The 18,333-nt window shown below is 67.7% G+C and carries 17 protein-coding genes and 1 pseudogene; 8 read left to right on the top strand and 10 right to left on the bottom strand.

Going from position 1 to position 18,333, the window contains the following annotated elements:
* Positions 1–348 (bottom strand): annotated as a pseudogene (locus Rhe02_RS47535) (HNH endonuclease signature motif containing protein); the annotation flags it as partial.
* 29 nt (positions 349–377) lie between these two features.
* Complete coding sequence (locus Rhe02_RS47530) at positions 378–1,031, bottom strand: class I SAM-dependent DNA methyltransferase (RefSeq protein ID WP_203915187.1); 654 nt, start codon at positions 1,029–1,031, stop codon at positions 378–380.
* 196 nt (positions 1,032–1,227) lie between these two features.
* Here Rhe02_RS47530 and Rhe02_RS47525 point away from each other — a divergent pair, with 196 nt between their 5' ends.
* On the top strand, positions 1,228–3,531 hold the full coding sequence (locus Rhe02_RS47525) for a P-loop NTPase family protein (protein ID WP_203915186.1): 2,304 nt from the start codon (positions 1,228–1,230) through the stop codon (positions 3,529–3,531).
* A gap of 60 nt (positions 3,532–3,591) precedes the next feature.
* Here the strand turns inward: Rhe02_RS47525 and Rhe02_RS47520 are convergent, their stop codons facing one another.
* Genes Rhe02_RS47520 through Rhe02_RS47510 form a run of 3 tightly spaced genes read right to left on the bottom strand, consistent with a single transcriptional unit; the run spans position 3,592 to position 7,068 of the window.
* On the bottom strand, positions 3,592–3,909 hold the full coding sequence (locus Rhe02_RS47520; protein WP_203915185.1) for a hypothetical protein: 318 nt from the start codon (positions 3,907–3,909) through the stop codon (positions 3,592–3,594).
* Positions 3,910–3,919: 10 nt separating this feature from the next.
* Entirely contained in the window at positions 3,920–6,340 is a 2,421-nt protein-coding gene (locus Rhe02_RS47515; protein WP_203915184.1) for an ABC transporter permease, read from the bottom strand.
* 23 nt (positions 6,341–6,363) lie between these two features.
* Positions 6,364–7,068: an ABC transporter ATP-binding protein gene (locus tag Rhe02_RS47510; RefSeq protein WP_203915183.1), complete on the bottom strand. Its 705-nt coding sequence runs from the start codon at positions 7,066–7,068 to the stop codon at positions 6,364–6,366.
* Between the two features lie 130 nt (positions 7,069–7,198).
* Here Rhe02_RS47510 and Rhe02_RS47505 point away from each other — a divergent pair, with 130 nt between their 5' ends.
* Entirely contained in the window at positions 7,199–8,395 is a 1,197-nt protein-coding gene (locus Rhe02_RS47505) for a histidine kinase (protein WP_203915182.1), read from the top strand.
* A complete protein-coding gene (locus Rhe02_RS47500; protein WP_203915181.1) occupies positions 8,392–9,039 on the top strand; it encodes a response regulator in 648 nt (215 codons plus the stop codon). The genes Rhe02_RS47505 and Rhe02_RS47500 overlap by 4 nt, the downstream gene beginning before the upstream one ends.
* Here the strand turns inward: Rhe02_RS47500 and Rhe02_RS47495 are convergent.
* Positions 9,032–10,201: a monooxygenase gene (locus Rhe02_RS47495; protein ID WP_203915180.1), complete on the bottom strand. Its 1,170-nt coding sequence runs from the start codon at positions 10,199–10,201 to the stop codon at positions 9,032–9,034. The genes Rhe02_RS47500 and Rhe02_RS47495 overlap by 8 nt on opposite strands.
* Positions 10,202–10,249: 48 nt before the next feature.
* Between Rhe02_RS47495 and Rhe02_RS47490 the strand changes: the two genes are divergently transcribed.
* The 3 genes from Rhe02_RS47490 to Rhe02_RS47480 are packed head-to-tail and all read left to right on the top strand — an operon-like array spanning position 10,250 to position 12,663.
* Entirely contained in the window at positions 10,250–11,545 is a 1,296-nt protein-coding gene (locus tag Rhe02_RS47490; protein ID WP_203915179.1) for an MFS transporter, read from the top strand.
* 5 nt (positions 11,546–11,550) lie between these two features.
* Positions 11,551–12,330, top strand: a complete 780-nt coding sequence (locus tag Rhe02_RS47485) for an alpha/beta hydrolase (protein ID WP_239124540.1) — start codon at positions 11,551–11,553, stop codon at positions 12,328–12,330.
* A gap of 9 nt (positions 12,331–12,339) precedes the next feature.
* Entirely contained in the window at positions 12,340–12,663 is a 324-nt protein-coding gene (locus Rhe02_RS47480; protein WP_203915178.1) for a PadR family transcriptional regulator, read from the top strand.
* Positions 12,664–12,670: 7 nt separating this feature from the next.
* On the opposite strand, the gene Rhe02_RS47475 is transcribed toward Rhe02_RS47480, so the two are convergent.
* Positions 12,671–13,270, bottom strand: a complete 600-nt coding sequence (locus Rhe02_RS47475) for a permease prefix domain 1-containing protein (RefSeq protein ID WP_203915177.1) — start codon at positions 13,268–13,270, stop codon at positions 12,671–12,673.
* An 87-nt stretch (positions 13,271–13,357) separates the two neighbouring features.
* Between Rhe02_RS47475 and Rhe02_RS47470 the strand changes: the two genes are divergently transcribed.
* Complete coding sequence (locus Rhe02_RS47470; RefSeq protein ID WP_203915176.1) at positions 13,358–14,833, top strand: multicopper oxidase family protein; 1,476 nt, start codon at positions 13,358–13,360, stop codon at positions 14,831–14,833.
* On the opposite strand, the gene Rhe02_RS47465 is transcribed toward Rhe02_RS47470, so the two are convergent.
* Both Rhe02_RS47465 and Rhe02_RS47460 read right to left on the bottom strand, forming a co-directional pair.
* Positions 14,830–16,056: a DUF1501 domain-containing protein gene (locus Rhe02_RS47465; RefSeq protein ID WP_203915175.1), complete on the bottom strand. Its 1,227-nt coding sequence runs from the start codon at positions 16,054–16,056 to the stop codon at positions 14,830–14,832. The two genes, Rhe02_RS47470 and Rhe02_RS47465, sit on opposite strands and share 4 nt — an antisense overlap.
* 10 nt (positions 16,057–16,066) lie before the next feature.
* Positions 16,067–17,359 (bottom strand): DUF1800 domain-containing protein, encoded by a 1,293-nt coding sequence (locus tag Rhe02_RS47460; protein ID WP_203915174.1) that lies wholly within the window; start codon positions 17,357–17,359, stop codon positions 16,067–16,069.
* Between the two features lie 199 nt (positions 17,360–17,558).
* Here Rhe02_RS47460 and Rhe02_RS47455 point away from each other — a divergent pair, with 199 nt between their 5' ends.
* Entirely contained in the window at positions 17,559–17,963 is a 405-nt protein-coding gene (locus tag Rhe02_RS47455) for a winged helix-turn-helix domain-containing protein (RefSeq protein WP_203915173.1), read from the top strand.
* A gap of 73 nt (positions 17,964–18,036) precedes the next feature.
* Here the strand turns inward: Rhe02_RS47455 and Rhe02_RS47450 are convergent.
* A partial coding sequence (locus Rhe02_RS47450) for a hypothetical protein (RefSeq protein WP_203915172.1) occupies positions 18,037–18,333 on the bottom strand: 297 nt, incomplete at its 5' end.

Genomic DNA, 18,333 nt, shown 5'->3' with positions numbered 1-18,333 from the left:
CGCGACCGGCAGCACCTGCCCGGCGACCTGTTGCGCCACCGCAGGATCGAGGTCTGCCAGCGCATCGGCGAACACCCGCGCTTTAGGAACGTCGATACGCCCGGCGGCCAAGGCAGCAAACACCTCCGGCAACCCGTCGATCAGCTGACGAGCCAACCCCTCCTGCGCGGCGGCAGCCCGACGCGTCCACGACAAGGCGAACGCCACCTCGTCAACACCAAATCGGGGATCCGGCGCGGCATTGACGACCTCCAGCACCAGACCCAACAGCCGGGCCTGCGCCACGGCGGCGGCACGGTTGGCAGCAATCAGCCTGTCGACCAAGCCCTCGACCGCCCCCGCGCCCATAGCTCCAACCTAGACACAGGGTCTGACACTTACCGAGATCTGGTTGCCAGGAAGCATCCTTGGCGCCGCTTCGAGTTCTCGCCCGGCTCCTGCACCAACCGCGCGATCATCGTGAACCCGGCCGCTTCCAACAGCTCGACGATGCGGTCTGCGGGCTGCAGATAGGTTTCGTAGGAAACGGGATGATGGCCATAAGCCTGCGTGGGGCGCAGGTGTTCCCCGTCGCCCAGGTGGGTGCCTACCAGAAGATGTCCGCCAGGTGCGAGGGCTCGGTGGAACTTGGCGAACAAGGCAGGCAGGTGTTGCGGTGGTGTGTGATGGATCGAATAGAACGCCAGGATGCCGCCGAGCTCCGCGTCTCCAGCCTCGAGGGCGGTCATCGAGCCCTCCGCGAAGTGCAGATGTGGAAACCTCCGCTGAGCCAGCTCAATCATCCTGGGTGACAGGTCGATGCCGAAAATGGGGACGTCCATCGCGGCGACATGGGCCGTCACCACGCCAGGCCCACAGCCCAGATCGGCCACCGGCCCAAGGCCGCCGGAACGCACCCGCTCGGCGAAGGCGGCCAGCATCGCCCGACTGAGTCCATCCAATCCGGACAGATCTTGCACAAGCTTCAGGTAGTCCTCGGAGACGGTGTTGTATGACTCCCGGATGGCGTGCAAGTAGGCGGGCTCAATCACGTCGGCAACCATACCCAAGGCCGTCGTCCCGGCGTTTTTGTAGAACCATCAACCCTTGACGCCGCGCTTCCAGCCCTGGTGCACCGGGCTTCCGCAGGAATAGCATGACAGTGAGTGATCATTTCGTCTCCGTGTGTGAGACCGCCTCACCGGCGAGAGCTACCACTCCCAGGTCGGCTGGCAGGAGCGATGGGCCATGAACACCGCAATTGAAGACGTATACGTGACCGGCGATCCGACGATCGATTGGGCGGTGGAGCACCCTGCTCACGCTGACCTCGAAGACCGGCTCGGCGGAGACGCGACAGGGCGATGGCACCGGGGCGGGGCGCTGCTGCTGCAAGACCTTTTGAAGCAGGCCTTCAAGGGTACCGGCGTTGAGGTCCACGGTTTCCGCGATGACATCTACAAGTCCGCCAATGGCAACGGGAATCAGCCGGGTTGTCCGAGCCCGGTGCACACGTTCAACCACCATTCGTACAACGAACTCTTCCAAGGCCCTTGTCAAACCAACGACCCTGACGGTGGCTGGCGGGTCTTGCGGACCATTGGATTTCACACGACGAACCCTCTCGCCGGGTACCCGAGGGAGCTCGGAGAGAACAGAGGTGGTGCCTTGCACCCGCAGATGGTGGTCGTGGATGACCTCGGAACCGGGTTCGGAGACTCCAAGCCCCTATGCAAGGCGGCGCTGACAAGGATCGACCAGAAAGAATGCCAGTGGGTAGTTCTGCGGCTGCACGGGTTGTTCGGCAAGGGCTTCAACGGCCGTGCGCTACAAGCCGGTCAGATGAGCGGATCAAACTTCCTGCAGCAGGAGATGTTCCAGCGAATTGGCGGCTCGGACGATTTCCGGCGCCTTGCTGAGCGGGTTGTCGTCGTCATCGAGGCTCGCAGCTTCAGAAAGGAGGGCTTCGAGGTCAGCCGGGGCCTCTCGTGGGAGCGCTCGGGGCAGGACGTCCTTGCCGCCATGGCGGGGCACCCGACACTGTCTCGGTTCAGATATGTGGTAATCAACTTTGGCCCTACCGGCGCGCTTCTGGTTGAGCAGCCACGGCAGGACGGAAACAACAGGAGCAAGGTGGCGAAGACCATAGCCCACCTCTATTTCGACCGATCGACGATAGAAGGCGTTTGGGAACGGCAACGGGAGCGGGAGAGCAAGCGCGAGGATGAGGATGAGGATGAGGGCAGCAATCCCATGCCACGCGGGCGCATGTTCGGCTACACCAACATCCTTACCGCTTCCATCGCTAGGGGTCTCATCGAAGGCAGCAGCAATGGCCGTTCCACGGACCCAAGCGCCCTTATCGGCAAGTCGATCCAGGCCGGGTTGCGGAGCATGAGGGTGGCCGAGGCAATCGGATTTACCCTTTTGAAGCCGGGCACCAGCCCAGCCGGTGAGTTTACTTATCCGCAGTGTATGAACCCACCGGAACCGACCGAACCGGCCAGCAAACGTGACTTCACCACCGCGCCGATTCAGCCACCGAGCATGGGAAACCCGCCGGACAACTGGTCCATTCTGGGAGACATGGCCCGGGAGCCCGGCGTCGCCTACCGTGCCGCCGCGGCCATCGCGCAAGGAGGCCCGATCGGGCCCGATGGTGTCCCGTACGCCAAATTCCGCCATCTGGTCGTCGTCGACCGCGGAGAGGTCGAGAAGTTGCGCACGGTCTACAACCTCATCGCCCAATACCTCGGCGATGACACCCAACAGCCGTTGTCGGTCGCGGTCTTCGGTGCGCCCGGCGACGGAAAGTCGTTTGCTGTCAAGGAACTGGTGAAGTCGATTCCCAGCCAGTCGCTCGGCGATCAGCTCGAGTTCAACCTGTCACAGCTAAACTCCCCCACCGAGCTGGCGTCTGCGCTGCATCAGGTGCAGGACGCAACGTCGGAGGGCAAGGTACCGCTGGTGTTCTGGGACGAGTTTGACACCTCGCTCAGCGGGCAAGCGCTGGGCTGGCTTCGCTACTTCCTCTCACCGATGGAGGACGGAACATTCCAAGAGCGCGACCGCAGGCACCCGATTGGCCGCGCCGTCTTCGTCTTCGCCGGTGGCACGTCAAAGAGGTATCAGGAGTTCGTCGAGAAGGCGACCTCACCACAAGCTGAGTATGCCAAGGGAATGGACTTCCTCAGCCGGCTCAAAGGGTACCTGGAAATAGTGGGGCCGAATCCGCGTGACTCTGAGTTCGTGGGCTACAGCAAGTACATCTATCGCGCCGTGCTGTTGCAGGCTGCGCTCAAGATACACGGTCTCGCCGGAGCCAGCCTGGAGGAAGGGGTTCTCCGAGCGTTCCTGACGGTCGGCGCGTACAGGCATGGCGCGCGTTCCCTGCGAGCGATCGTCGAAATGAGCGACGTCCACAAGCAGGGAACGTTCGGGGTGTCGAGCCTTCCACCCGACACCCAGCTGGACCTCCACGTCAACGCCGCGGAGTTCCTGCGGATAGCCCGTGGACCCACTCACGACGAGGTGCTGACCGGCCAGCTGTGAGGAGCTGAAGAGCCCAGCAGGCCCCGCGATAAGCGGGGCCTGTGCCTGCGACACGACGGCTTAGACGGTCGAGCGAAGGGGCTTAGCTGCCAACAGTTCGTAGAGCTCGGCGGAGTGGGTGGGGTGGCGGCGAAGGTAGTCGCGCGCCGCCCTGTCCCGTTCGGCGGGTATCTCGAGGACGGCCAGCACCGCTGCGTTTTCGCGCAGGCCGCGGGCTCGAATTTCGCAGGCGAGCCAGGATGCCAGCGGTTCTTGGCGGTTCAGGTAGCTCGCTACGCAGAGGCGGGCGGTGGCGAGTGCTCTGGCCATGTCGACGCGCGATGGCGACGGAACCAGGCCTGCGCCGAGAAAGGCGGCTAGGGCCGCAGGGAGTGTCATGGCAGTTCTCCTACGCGGTGGCGATGGCGGCGAGGATGTCGGTGCGGGCGGCTCTGCGGGCTGGCCATAGGGCGGCTAGGACGCCGACCACGATCATGCCGCCGAGGGCGCCTGCAACGACGATTTTGGGGATCGTCAGGTCGAAGATGGGGGTGCCGATGATGACGTGTTGCATGACGCCGCCGAGCAGGATGCCGACGCCGACGCCGAGGAGGCCGCCGTAGGTCGCGATGACCACGCTTTCGCGCCGCACCGATCGCCTTACCAGGGAACGGGTTGCGCCGACGGCGCGGAAGACGCCGATCTCGCGGGTGCGTTCCAGGACCGACAGGGCAAGCGTGTTGACGACACCGAAGACGGCGATGATGACCGCGGCCGCCAGCAGCGCGTAGATGATGCCGAGAGCGAGGTCGAGCGGCTCGGTGTACTCGGCGAGCAGGCCCGCCCGGTCGAGCACCACGATGTCGGGGCGGTCGGCGAAAGCTGCGTCCAGGGCGGAGCGGCTGGCGCCGGAAACGTAGACCGCCCCGAGATAGCTCTTGGGATCGGGCGGCAGCAACGTTTTGTTCACCACGATGCCGTGCAGAATCTCCGACTCGCCGTAGAGCCCGACCACGGGGGCGGTGACGCCGTTGATGGTCAGGGTGTCGCCGAGGCTGATGCCCTGTTCCTTGGCATCGGCGCTCGAAACCAGCACCCCTTGGGTGAGGTCGGCGCGGCCGGCCTCGATGACCGGGGTCAGCGCCCGGCCAAGGGAGTCGGCTTCCAGGGCGGTGATGGTGTTGTGGTACTCACGGCCCTGGTGGGTGAATTCCGCGAAACTCTCGGTGGGTGAGGCCACACTGTCCACACCGGACACGGCGCGCACCTTCTCCACCAAGGTGGGCGAGATGCTCGAAAACCCCTGGGCGGACTGCACGATCAGGGTGTCCGCGGGCACATCGGTCTCGATGGCGCCGGTGATGTAGGAGGTCAGCGAAGCGCCGACGGTCGCGAAAGCGGTGACCAGCGCGAGACCGATCATGAGGGCCGACGCGGTGGCGGCGGTGCGGCGCGGATCCCGGATGGCGTTGCGCACGGCCAGCCGCGAGACGGCGGAGCCGCGCCGGGAAACCAAGCGGGACAACGGGATCAGCACGGCCGAGGCGAGCAGCGGCGCCAGCAGGATCACGGCCAGCCAGCCGGTGAGCGCCCCGGCCATGCCCACCGCCCGTTTCGCGTCGGTCAAAGCAGGCCCTGAGGTGGCCACGACCGCGACCACGCCGGCGGACATGGCGACGCAGCCGGCCACCGTGCGGATCACCAGCGATCGCTTGGGCAACGCGGCGTCGGTACCCAACGCAGCCACCGGAGCCACCGCAGCTCCACGACGCGCAGACCCGTAGGCGGCCACGACGGTGACGAGAACCCCCACGAGGTAGCCCACGAGCGGGGCCATCGGTGAGACGGCGAAGACCACGGCCTCGCCGGTGGTCGGAATGATCTCCATCGTCAACCAGCCCAGCCCTATCCCGAGGGCGACGCCGATGGTCGCGCCGACCAGGCCGAGCACGGCCGCTTCGGCCAGCACGGCCCGGCGCACCTGACGGCGGCGCGCGCCGACCGCGCGCAGCAGAGCGAAGTGGCGGGTGCGCTGGGCCACCAGCATGGTAAAGGTGTTCGCGATGACGAACATGCCGGCCAGCAGGGCCACCCCGGCGAAGGCAAGCAGGAAGTTGCGCACCAGCTGGGCCTCCTCGTCGGCCTGCTGCTGGCGCTGCACCGCCAGCTCCGCACCGGTGCGCACGTCGAAGCCGGAGCCGAGCGCGCCGCTTGCAGCGGAAGCGATCTGGGTCTGGTCCGTGCCATAGAGATCGATCCAGGCGAACGCCGAGCCGAGCCGGGCCGCGGCCGTCGCCGGGTCATAGGCCACGGCAGGGCTCACCTCACTGGCGCCCGCCTTGCGGTAGCTGAAGATGCCCACCACGGTCATCGTGGTCGGCTCGCCGTCCGCGTTGAGCACCTTCGCTGACGATCCCACGGTGAGCCCGGCATCGGCGGCCGCTTCCTGTTCCAGCGCCACCTCGCCGCCGGATTCGGGGCCACGCCCGGAGGCCAGGGTGAACCGCGCTGAGCTGTCCCAGTTGGTGCCGCCCTCGCCCGGCCAGTAGGTGTCGCCGAGCTTGCCGTCGGCTTGGACCACCGACGAATGTCCAATCAGGACACCGATGGCGCGCTGAACACCCGGCAATGCGGCTAGCCGGTCGCGTTCGGCGGCGGTGAGCTCGGTGTCGCGGGGGGACGAGACCCGTGCCGCGAGGTCGGTACGCGAGTTGGCGTTGCCCACCGTCTCAGCGGCGGAGTCGGACACGACCCAGGTCGCCACGACGAAGGCCACCCCGAGCACGATAGCGACCAGGGTCATCGAGATGCGGCCGGGATGGGCTCGCATGTCACGCAGAATGGCCCGCAGCATCAGGCACCCCCGACCGTGGCGAGCTGCTCGGAGACGATCCGGCCGTCGGCGAGGTGCACCACGCGATCGGCGTAGGAGGCCGCGGTCGGGTCATGGGTCACCATCACCACGGTCTGGCCCAGCTCAACGACGCTGCGGCGCAGGAAGCCGAGCAACTCGGCGGAGGAATGTGAGTCAAGCGCACCGGTCGGTTCATCGGCGAAGACCACATCGGGTTTGCTGATGAGCGCCCGTGCGCAGGCCACCCGCTGTTGCTGGCCACCGGAGAGCTGGCTTGGGCGGTGGCCCAGGCGATCCCGCAGACCGACCGCGTCGATGACCACATCGGCGAAGGCGCGGTCGACCCGCTTGCCCGCGAGGTCGAGCGGAAGGGTGATGTTTTCCCAGGCGTTCAGGGTGGGCAGCAGGTTGAAGGCTTGGAAGACGAAGCCGATGCGGTCGCGGCGCAGCATGGTCAGCGCATCATCGGCCAGTCCGGTCAGCTCGACATCGCCCACCCAGGCCTGGCCGCTGGTGGCGCGGTCGAGGCCGGCCACGCAATGCATGAGGGTCGATTTGCCCGAGCCGGACGGGCCCATGATGGCGGTCAGCTCGCCACGGCGGAAGCTGACATCGACGCCATCCAGCGCGACCACCCGCGCATCGCCCTCGCCATAGACTTTGGTCAGAGAAGCGGCTCGGACGGCCGCGTTCGAAATCGTCATGACTGCACCCTGGCCGCTGGCGCGGTAGCGGGAATCACCCCGGAGTTGCCGAGCACCCCATACCTAAGTTGCAGGGGAATGTGACTTTCGGTGCAGGCGGTATTCGCGCCACGCCGCCTACGCTCGACACGTGGAGCAACAGCTGGGCGCAGCGGCGGTGAACTGGGTGACCAGGATCACTCGCCGGATCACGCCCGTGGTCCTGGGCCTCTTGGTGTTCTTCCTGGCCATCACCTCGCCCGGCGACTGGGTGAGCACCTCGATAAGCGATCCTTACGGCGACGGCGGCCCCGACATGGTGGTCATCAGCGCCTTCGCGGTGTTGTGCGGGATCGTGGCGGCGGTGGCCAGGCGGTGGCGCTGGCCGCTTTTCACGGTGGCCGCGATCGGCTGGATTTTCCTCACCGTCTACCCGACGGTGATGGTCAGCTCCTACTACGCCGGAACCCACCTGACCCGCCGCCGGCACGCGATCGCCTTTCTGGTGGGCGCAGTCAGCCTGGTCGCCGTACCGATCCTGATCGGCTTCAGCCTCGACGACGCCGCCGACATCGGGATTTTCGTGGCCGTCATCGCGGTGGCCATGTTCGTGGTGCTGCCATATGCGATCGGGCTGTGGGTCAACGCCCGCCGCCAGGTGATCGCCGGGCTGCAGGAGCGCGCGACGCGACTGGAGACCGAGCATGCGGCGCGAGCAGACCAGGCGCGGGCCGAGGAGCGGGCGCGCATCGCGCGGGAGATGCACGACGTGGTCGCGCACCGGGTGGCGCTGATGGTGCTGCACGCGGGTGCGCTGGAGGTCAACGCGCCCGATGAGCGGCTGGCCAATGGGGCAGCGCTGATCCGGACCACCGGGCGGGAGGCGCTGACCGAGCTGCGCCAGGTGCTGGGAGTGTTGCGCGCCAACGGATACGAGGACCTCACTCCGCAACCGGACCTGTCCGACCTGCCGCGCCTGCTGGAGCAGACGCGGGCCGCAGGGCTGCCGGTGAGCTTCACCGAGGAGGGCACCGAACGTCCGCTTCCTTTGGTGGTACAGAGAGCCGCCTACCGCGTCGTCCAGGAAGGGCTCACCAACGTTGTCAAGCACACCGGCGGCGCCGAAACCAGCGTCACCCTGCGCTACCTGCAGCGCAACATCGAGGTGAAGGTGGAGAACGGCCCCCCGGGTGCGGGCGATCGCATGCCCGGCAGCGGGTTGGGCCTGATCGGCCTGCGCGAGCGGGTGGCCCTGCTCTATGGGCGTTTCGAAGCCAGGCCCAGGCTCGACGGCGGATATTGCGTCAGCGCTGTGCTTCCGGACGAGGCTCGTGAGGTACCCGCGTGATAAAGGTTTTGCTCGTCGACGATGAGGCGCTGGTGAGGTCGGGGCTGCGGATGATCCTGGAGGCTTCCGGCGACATCGCCATCGTGGCGGAGGCGCGCGACGGCGATGAGGCGGTCAGCGCGGTGTTGCGGCACCGGCCCGATGTCGTGCTGATGGACGTGCGCATGCCCGGCCGGGACGGGCTAAGCGCGGCAAGGGAACTCGGCGAACAGGCCGACCCGCCCAAGGTGGTCATGCTCACCACCTTCGACATAGACGAATATGTACATTCGGCGTTGCGGGCGGGCGCGGTCGGTTTCCTGCTCAAGGACACCCCGCCCAGCGATCTCACCGAGGCTGTGCGCACGGTGGCCGCGGGCAACGCCATGCTCTCGCCCACGGTGACCCGGCGGCTGATCCGCACCTTCGCCGGGCGCGGCCTCTCCCAGGCAGAGGTGGCCAAGCAGCGCCTCAGTGCGCTCACCGAGCGCGAGCTGGAGGTGGTCTGCGCGGTCGGCCGCGGACTGTCCAATGCGGAGATTGCCCGCGAGCTGGACATGGCCGAGGCCACGGTGAAGGCGCATGTGAGCCGGGCACTGGCCAAACTCGGTGCCAGCAATCGGGTTCAGGCCGCCATCCTGACCCACGACGCAGGGCTCATTTAGTCCAGGTGACGATCCCCAGGCACATCTCGTCGCTGGTCCCTTCGCCCCACACCACGTAGCGCGGCGCGACGTCCTTGAGGGCTGGCAGCATCTTGCGCAGACCGGCGTCGTGAGTGCAGGTCACCCGCAGCGTGTCGCCTCGGTTGACCTTGACCGGCTCGGGCAGCGCCCGGGCTCCCTGATCGTCGAAGTTGTAGCTGGGGACATCGAGCAAAACCTTGGCCTGGGGGGTACCGGGATTGAGCTCCACCTTGATGGAACGCCCAAGCAGATGCATGTGACCGGCGACCGCATACACCATGCCGGGCTCACGAACCTTGGTGTCACACTTCTGGGTCGGCCCGGGGGCCGGATTTCCGTTGTTGCACAACAGATTGAGCCCGGCGACGGTGAAGCCGGCCTGGTTGCCGAAGCGCTCCTGAACGTTGATGACGGCAAGCTTGCGTTCGCACAGCGGCCCGCTCTCGTCCGCCGCGCACGGCAGCTCCACCGGCGCGGGCAGCAGCGTGGTCTGCAGCGGCTTGAGGCCCGCCTTGCCTTCCATCAGGCGCAGCCGGATCCCGGACTTGTCCTCGCCTACCGGCTTGCCCTTGGCCGCGAGCAGGTTGTAGTGGATCTGCATGATGATGCGGCTGCCCGGCTCCATCTCGTAGCCGGTCTTCGACCCGAGGATCACCTCGTCGCCGCCGGGCGCCCACGCGGCTATCCACGCCGCAGCCCCGCCCCCGGCCCGGCCACCGAGGTCTGAGCCGACACCTGTGCCGCCGAAACAGGTCCAGCCATCGCCGCCGGCATCGGCGTCCATCTTGGTGGCCTTAGGCACGTCTGTGGGCTTGACCCGGAAGAAAATGGCGTGGTGCACCAGGTCGGCGTTCTGCGGCAGGAACTGGCTGCCGGTGATGAAGGTGCGCTCGGTCAGCTGGGGATCGACCAGGAAACAGCGATATTCGTCGTTGCCGCCGCCGGAGGCAGTCGGCGTGAACGGCCGGGCCATCGACAGCTCAAGGAAGCGCTCGCCCTCGCGCAGCGGAGCGGGCGGAGCGGCACTGAACGTGCGGTGTGCGGCGTGCGGGTCGGCGTTGACTTCGGAGACCGGGGTCGTCGGGGTGGTGGTGCAGGCGGCCAACGCTCCGATCAGGAGCAGAACCCAAGCACGTTTCATGTTCTAGGACGTTACGCGTCCAGCCAGGCCAACGGCTACTGTCGGCGGATGCACAGCTATCGCCGGGACCTCACGCTGCTCCGCGATCGCCGGTTTGCCCTGCTCATGGGGGCTCGGACAGTGTCCGTCCTGGGCGGATCCTTCGCCCCGGTGGCCTTGGCCTTCGGCGTGCTGGGCCTGCCCGGCGCCACCGCCAAGACGCTTTCGGTGGTGCTGGCCGCACAATCCGTGCCGATGGTGGCGTTCATGCTTTTCGGCGGGGTGATCGCCGACCGGCTGCCGCGCCAGCGCGTGATGATGGCCGGCGAGTCGATGAACACCGTCGCCTACCTCAGCCTGGCCGCGATGTTCGTCTCCGGCTGGAGTCCGCTGCCCGCGATGGCGGCGGCCGCGGCGCTCAGCGGCATCGGCATGGCCACCTTGTTCCCGGCCCTGATCGGTCTGGTGCCGGAGGTTGTCCCGGCCGACCAGCTGCAGGCGGCCAACGGCCTGATCGGGTTGGGGGTCAACATCTCTCGCGTGCTCGGGGTCGTGGCCGGTGGAGGTGCGGTGGTCCTGCTCGGCTCCGGCTGGGCCCTGGTCGCCAGCGCCAGCATGTTCGGCCTCGCCGCGGCCTTGATATCCGGGCTGGGCCGGATCAGCCCGCGCCGGGTGACCGATGGGCAAAAACGCCAGTCGGTCCTCACCGACCTGCGTGAGGGTTGGCAGATCTTCATCAGCAAGCAGTGGCTGTGGGTGGTGGTCGCCCAGTTCGCCGTGCTGGTGATGGCGTTGCAGGCCGCGCACGGGGTGCTGGGCCCGGTCGTGGCCAAGCAGGAGCTGGGCGGCGCGGCGGCCTGGTCAGCAGCGCTGGCCGCGCAGACCGTCGGCATGATCGTCGGCGTGGTCATCGCCATGCGGCTGCGCCCGAGGCGGCCGATCCTGGTCGCGACGCTGGCGATGCTGCTGAGCGCGCTGCCCTATCTCACCCTGGGCCTGAGCGCTCCATTGTGGACACTGGCGATCGCCTTCTTCCTCATGGGCATCAGCCACGACATCTTCGGCGTGCTGTGGAACACCACCATGCAGCGGGAGATCCCACCGGAGTCGCTGTCGCGGGTCAGCTCCTACGACGCGCTCGGCTCGCTGATGTTCGGGCCGATCGGGCTGCTCGTCGCCGGCCCGGTCGCGCTCGCTGTCGGGCCCAAGCCGGCCCTGCTGGGCTGTGCCGCCATCATCGTCATCGTCACCCTTCTCGCGCTGGTCTCGCCCGACGTGCGTAACCTGCGGGCGCCGGCCGAGGCGGCCGCCCCGCCCGAGGAGCTGCCGGTGGCCGTCGCCGTGGCCGGATCGGATGCGAGGTGAGGCTGGTGCGTCCAGCCCTGATCGTGCTTGTGGTGCTCTTGCTGTTGCTCGCCCTGGTGTGGTTCGGCCAGCGCGCCCTCATCTACTTTCCCGACCGGTCCGCGGTGGGCCCGGCGGCTTCGGCGCTGCCGGGCGGCCAGGATCTCGTGCTGTCCACCGGCGACGGGCTCGAGCTGGGGGCATGGCTGTTTGCGCCGACCGGGTCCGCCAACGGCGTCACCGTCCTGGTGGCCAACGGCAACGGCGGCAACCGGGCGGGCCGGGTCCCGCTGGCTTCCGCGTTGACCGCGGCGGGATTTTCGGTGCTGCTGTTCGACTACCGCGGATACGGCGGCAACCCGGGCAGCCCGTCCGAGGAGGGGCTGGCGCAGGATGCCAAGGCGGCCCGCGCGGCGATCAAAGGTCCGGTCATCTACTTGGGCGAGAGCCTCGGCGCCGCCGTGGCCACCCGGCTGGCCGCGGCCGACCCGCCGCTCGGGCTGGTGCTGCGCTCCCCCTTCACCGATCTGGCCGCGGCCGGATCGGCGAACTATCCCTTCCTGCCGGTGCGCTGGCTGCTGCGCGACCGGTTCTCGGTCGCCTCGACGCTGGCTGGCATCAAGGTGCCCACGGTGGTGGTCTACGGCTCGGCCGACTCGATCGTGCCGGCCGAACAGAGCCGCGCCGTCGCGGCCACCGCCGGTGGGCCATGCACCGTGATCGAGGTGGCGGGCGCGGACCACAACGATCCCAGCCTCCAGCACGGCCCCGAGTTGATCCAAGCGGTCTCCTCGCTCGTTAGGTAGCCTGTCTACATGAAGCCGGACACCGTGCGCGGACACCTCGACGCCCTGATCCTGGCCGTGCTCGAAGACACCCCAAAACACGGCTACGCCGTGATGGAAGCCCTGCGCCAACGCAGCGGCGGCGCGCTCGACCTGCCGACCGGCTCGCTCTACCCCGCCATGCGCCGCCTCGAGCGCGCGGGAATGGTGCAAAGCGAATGGAGCACGGTAGGCGGCCGCGAACGCCGCACCTACAGCCTCACCGACACCGGCCGCAAAACCCTTGCCCAGGAACGCACCGGCTGGCTCGACTTCGCCGCCATCATCGAAGGTGTCCTGCGCCCTGCCCGCTAACCGCCGTTCAGCGGGAGGCGCGCAGGCAGCGGCGAGCGGAATGGGCTGTCCAGGCCATGGGGAGCAGGCCGAAGGCGATGGTCCAGCGCAGGTCCCCGCCGCTGGTGGCGGTGATGGCGACGCCTAGCAGCGCGATGAGTATGGACAGCGTGAGCGCGGAGAAGCCCGCGATGACGGTGGCGTCGCGGCGGGTGGGCAGGTAGCGAAGCGATATGACCGCTGCGGCGGCGCCGAGCATGGCGAGCAGTCCGAGCCAGCCGATCATCGCGTCGAGCGTGGCGGGCAGGCCACTGCGCGGCACCGGCGGGTCGATGATGCGGCTCCAGACGACTGCCTGCGCCACAAGCACCGTGAATACGAGCATTGCCGTTCTGCGCATCTGGGCTATGCCCAGCTCTGCCTGGTACCCAGGAAGAAGCTCTTTGACAGCACCGAACTCCGCCACGGCGAGCCGCTCGGCCTCGGGCCACGCCATGCCGTCGGCATGATGGGCGCTGGCCGCGTCGATCAGGCCGTGCCGCGCTTCGGTGACGAGATCGGCCTTGGCCCGGCGCGGCCCGACGAGGGCACCGGCCAGCCGGTCCACGTAGCAGTCGATCTCACCCACATAGCCAAGTATGCCGTCAGGGCTTGCCTTCGGAACTCAGGGAAATCCCCGACTGATATGTAAACAGCCTACATGTAGGTTCGGTACATGAGGAAGGTTCTGACGGTCGTCATCGGCCTGGTATTGGTGGCCTGCGGGCTCGGCGCAATCCTCGTGATCCGGCTCTGGAACGGGACAGCACTGGACACCACCGGCGAGGTGGCCTTCGCGAACAGGCTGGCCATCCCGCCGCTGGCCCAGTCCCGGCTGGACGAGCGGGGCAGGCGGATCTTCGAGCTGACCGCAGAGGAGAGCAGCCACGACTTCGGCGGTCAGCGCGTGCCCACCTGGGGCTTCAACGGCGAGTACCTGGGCCCGACCCTACGGGCCAACCGAGGTGAGCAGGTCGTGGTCAACGTGCACAACGGCTTGGCCGAGCCGACCACCGTGCACTGGCACGGCATGCACCTGCCCGCGACCATGGACGGCGGGCCGCATCAGCCGATCCCGCCGGGGCAGACCTGGTCGCCCACCTGGAAGATCGACCAGCCCGCGGCAACCCTTTGGTACCACCCACATCCGCACGGCGAAACGGCCCAGCACGTATACCGGGGCCTGGCCGGGATGTTCCTCCTCGACGACGGGCAGACCGCGCTGCCCAGCACCTACGGCGTCGACGACATCCCGCTCATCGTGCAGGACAAGCAGTTCGACGATGGCCGGCTCGACGAGAGCAAGAGCGTGCTGGGCGATGTCGGCGTCCTCGGTGACACCATCGCCGTGAACGGCGTCACCGGGCCATACCTGGAAGTCAGCACCTCGCTGGTGCGGCTGAGGCTGCTCAACGCCTCCAACGCCCGGGTCTATCGCTTCGGACTCGCCGACGATCGCGATTTCCAGCTGGTGGCCACCGACGGCGGGCTGCTCGAAACCCCCTTCACCACCAACGGAATCCAGCTCGCCCCGGGCGAGCGGGCCGAGATCGTGGTCGGCCTGCGCGCGGGCGAGACGGCCGTGTTGCGCAGCGGGCCACAGGATCTGGGCATCGGCGCGCTCGGCGACCGTTTCGTGGGCGGGCACGACCGGCTCGACATCCTCCAGTTGCGGGCCGCACCAACACTTGCGCCCAGCGCGCCGGTCCCCGGCAAGCTCGCCGAGATCGCCCGGCTCGACCCGAAACAGGCGGCGCAGTCACGTCAGTTCCGGGTGCAGGCCCGGACCATCAACGGCCGCAAGATGGACATGAGCCGGGTGGACGCGACGGTCGTCAAGGGCACCACCGAGCTGTGGACGCTGACCAACAACGACGGCACGCCGCACAGCTTCCACCTTCACGACGTTCAGTTCCAGGTGGTCAAGGTCGGCGGGAGTGGCCCGCCGCCGCAGCTACGCGGCTGGAAGGACACCGTCTTCCTGCGCACCGGCGAGCCGGTGCAGGTGATCGCCCGGTTCGCCGACTACAGCGACCCGAACACGCCCTACATGTTCCACTGCCACGTGCTGCTGCACGAGGACGAGGGCATGATGGGCCAGTTCGTGGTGGTGGAGCCCGGCCAGCAAGCCGGCCAGGTCCACTCCCACTAGAGGGCCAGCCGGCCTTTCCAGCCCTCCAAGATCTGGGCGGGGTCGGCCTTCAGGACGCGCTCGAGGATGGTGGCGTAGATGTCGCGGAAGTCGATGCTGTGCTTGAGGTCGCCGTTGTCCAGGTTGGTGAGGCTGGGCTGTTCGCCGTGCAGGCCACCGGCGAAGCCCGGCCCGATCAGCAGGACGTTGGAGGCCGTGCCGTGGTCGGTGCCGTCGGAGGCGTTGGCCTTGACCCGCCTGCCGAATTCGGAATAGATGAGCACGACGACATCGTGTCCGGCGACCTCGCCGAGGAAGGAGGTGACGGCCTTGTCGAGGATGCCCAGAAGTGCTTGGTGCGGCTGCTTTTCGTCCGCGTGGGTGTCGAAACCGCCGAGCGACACGGAGAAGGCGCGGGTGGCCACCTTCGCCTTGATGCACTGCGCCACCAGGTCCAGCTGGCTGTCCAAAGCGGACTGTCCGCCGGTTCCGGTGCCCTTGGGCTGGTCGGGCTCGGGGTCGGGGGTGGCCGAGACGGCCTCGTTGACGTCCTTCATCAGCCGGTCCACCCGGACCAGATCGGCGTAGCAGGCCGCGGCCCGCGCCTGCAGCGCGGGCTCGCCCGCCACCGCCTGGCCAAGGGCGCTCACCGTCTCCATCGGCACCGTGCGCGGCATCTTCATCCCGTTGACGCCCACCACCGCACCGGCGCTGGAAGCCCCGGCCAGTAAGGGCGGCAACACGTTTTCGAAGGAGACCGCCAGCCGCGGGTCACCGCCGGCGGTATCGAGCCAGCGCCCGAGCCAGCCCGTGTTGCCGGGCCGGGCCGGTTGAGCCGTGTGCCAGATGTCCATGGACCGGAAGTGACTTCTGTCCGCCTGCGGGTACCCAACACCGCGCACCACCGCCAGCCGCTGCTGGGAATACAAGCCGTGCAAGCCTTTGAGGCCCGGGTTCAGCCCGGTCGTGGCGTCGAGCTTGAGCACCTCGTCGGCGGAGTAGGCAAGCTCGGGCCGCGCGGACTGGTAGGCCGCATCGGCGAAGGGGATGACCGTGTTCAGCCCGTCGTTCCCGCCGTAAAGCGTGATCACCACCAGGGTCTGTGCGTCCGTGGGGCGTTCGCCCGCGGTGTCAAGGATGTCGCGCAACGAGTAGGCGCCGAAGCCGGCCGCAGCGCCCGCGAGCGCGACCCCGCCCACGACCCCGCTGCGGACGAGGAACTTCCGCCTGGTCAGCGAGTCCATCTGATCCTCCTCATTGGACGGCGTACTCGGGACTGGCCAGCCCAAGCGCGATAAGTCGTTGGGGCCGGGCGGCGGAGTCGGTCAGCACCTTGCGGGTGCGGTCGGTCCAGGCGTCCACCACGAGCAACCGGGCCAGGGCATCGGCCCGGCCCGCCGCGGGCGCGGCGGTGATCCGGTCCAGGATGGCCGGGGAAGTCTTGGTGGCCAGCACTTCCGCCAGCCGCAGCCGGGTCTGGGCGGAGAAGGTGGTCAGCCACTGCGCCCCGCTCGGCCAGCCCCCAACGCTGGGTGGCCTAAACGGCACCTGATCCAGGCTGGCGAACTCGCGCAGCAGCTGCGCCTCCGGCTTCGCCTGCAGCTGGCGCAGCGCGCCCACCACCCACTCGACGGGCTGCTTGACCAGATGCCCACGGGTGCCGGCGAAGGCTGGATCGCGGAACATCGCCTTGACCATCGCGGCGATGTCGTGGCCCGCGGCGGCGATGCGGGCCTGCGCCTCGGCGGGCATCGGCTCACCCGACGCGAACCTGTACCAAAGCCGCTTCGCCAAGAATTGGGACGACGCCGGCTGTTGCATGAGAAGGTCGGCGAACCCGTCGGCATCGAACTTGCCAGTCTGGCCGAGGATCGTCTTCACCCCGTCGTCGAACCGGGCCGGCTCCAGCTTGACCTGCCCGGTCACCCGGTCGATGGCCCAGCCGGTGAGCGCCCGCGCCCCGGCTTTGACGTCGTCTTCGGTGTAGTTGCCTATCCCGAGGGTGAACAGCTCCATCAGCTCCCGGGCGAGGTTCTCGTTGGGGGCTTTGCGGGTGTTGCGCTGCCCGTCGAGCCAGCGGATCAGCGCCGCGTCGCGCAGCATCGCCTTGACGAACGGGCCGAACTGCCCGGTGGCGTAGCGGCGGAACACCTCCTGCTGCGCCAGCATGAGCTGGGCCGAGTCCACCTTCTGCACGCTGGTCGCCCAGTGCCCGTGCCAGAAGAAGACCAGCTTCTCGTGGAGCTGGTTCTCGGCCGCGGTCATCCGTTCGACCCACCACACGGTGAGGGCCTGGATCTGATCGCGGCGTGTCTTCTGCGCCGCCTGCCGCTGTTCGCGGGTGGCGTTGCGATCCAATGCCGCGTACGGATCGGCGCCCAGCACCGGCGGCGGCGTGGCCGCCGCACCGCGATCGGGCCGCGCTGGGCTCACCAAGGCGTCCACGGCCGCGTCGAACCCCACGCGTTCCGCCTGGTCGACCTCCTCGGCCGTAGCGCCATATGTCGCTCTGCGCAGTAGATGAGCGAACCTGTCCCGGTCTGCCATAACTGCAAAGTAGAAACCTTGTGTAAGAACAAAGTAAACAGGACTTCAGCAACTGGCATGGACCTTAAGAACCGGTGGTAGTTGAACGATCACTGAGCGATATTCATCACTCTTTTGTGATGTTATTAGAGTGGCACCGATGAATTAAGCTGATGACTCTCCGGAAAGGAGAGATAAGTTGCGAACTGTCACGCTTAGTGTGACTGTAACCGGTCCCGAGGAGGCTTTGACCCGCTTGGCCACCAGCCTGAGCGCCAGTCAGAGCACCATCGCGTGGGACGTAGCGCCAGCCGAGGTGAGCTCCACCTCGGACGCTCCGATCACCATCGACACTAGGAGCCATCGGGTCCTGGTGGACGGCGCCGAGATGGTCACCACGAAGCGAGAGTATGAACTGTTGCTGTTCTTTGCCCGGCATCCGGGTGCGGCCTTCACCCGGCTGCAGCTGATGCAGGCGGTGTGGGGACACGAGCAGAGCGGGGAGAGAACGGTGGACGTCCATATCCGCCGGCTGCGGCTCAAGCTCGGCAAGCACAGTGAAGACCTTGCGACGGTGCGGGGCTACGGCTATCGCCTGTCCCACGGCACGGTCAGCGTCACCTAGCGGTGGCCCGGGCCCGGCCAGGCCCGGGTCACCACTAGCCACCAAGGCTCTGCTTCTGGCATCCATGGGGTGCTCAGCATCCCTTGCCACCGCCACGTTGTGGTCCTTCGCAGCATCTTTTGCGCCACAGCGTCGTGGTCCTTCGCCGTATCTTCTGCGCCGCCACGTCGTAGTCCTTCGCCGTATTTTTTTGCGCCGCCACGTCGTAGTCCTTCGCCGTATTTTTTTGCGCCGCCACGTCGTGGTCCTTCGCCGTATCTTTTTGCGCCGCCACGTCGTGGTCCTTCGCCGCACCTCCCGGGCGGCAACGCCGCCTCCGTGCTTGGCCTCGCCCGGCGGCTGCGCCGCCGACCAGTTGGCCGCGCCCAGC

The sequence above is a fragment of the Rhizocola hellebori genome (genome assembly GCF_016862955.1).
Lineage (GTDB): Bacteria > Actinomycetota > Actinomycetes > Mycobacteriales > Micromonosporaceae > Rhizocola > Rhizocola hellebori.
This window is presented reverse-complemented; position numbering and strand designations above follow the sequence as displayed.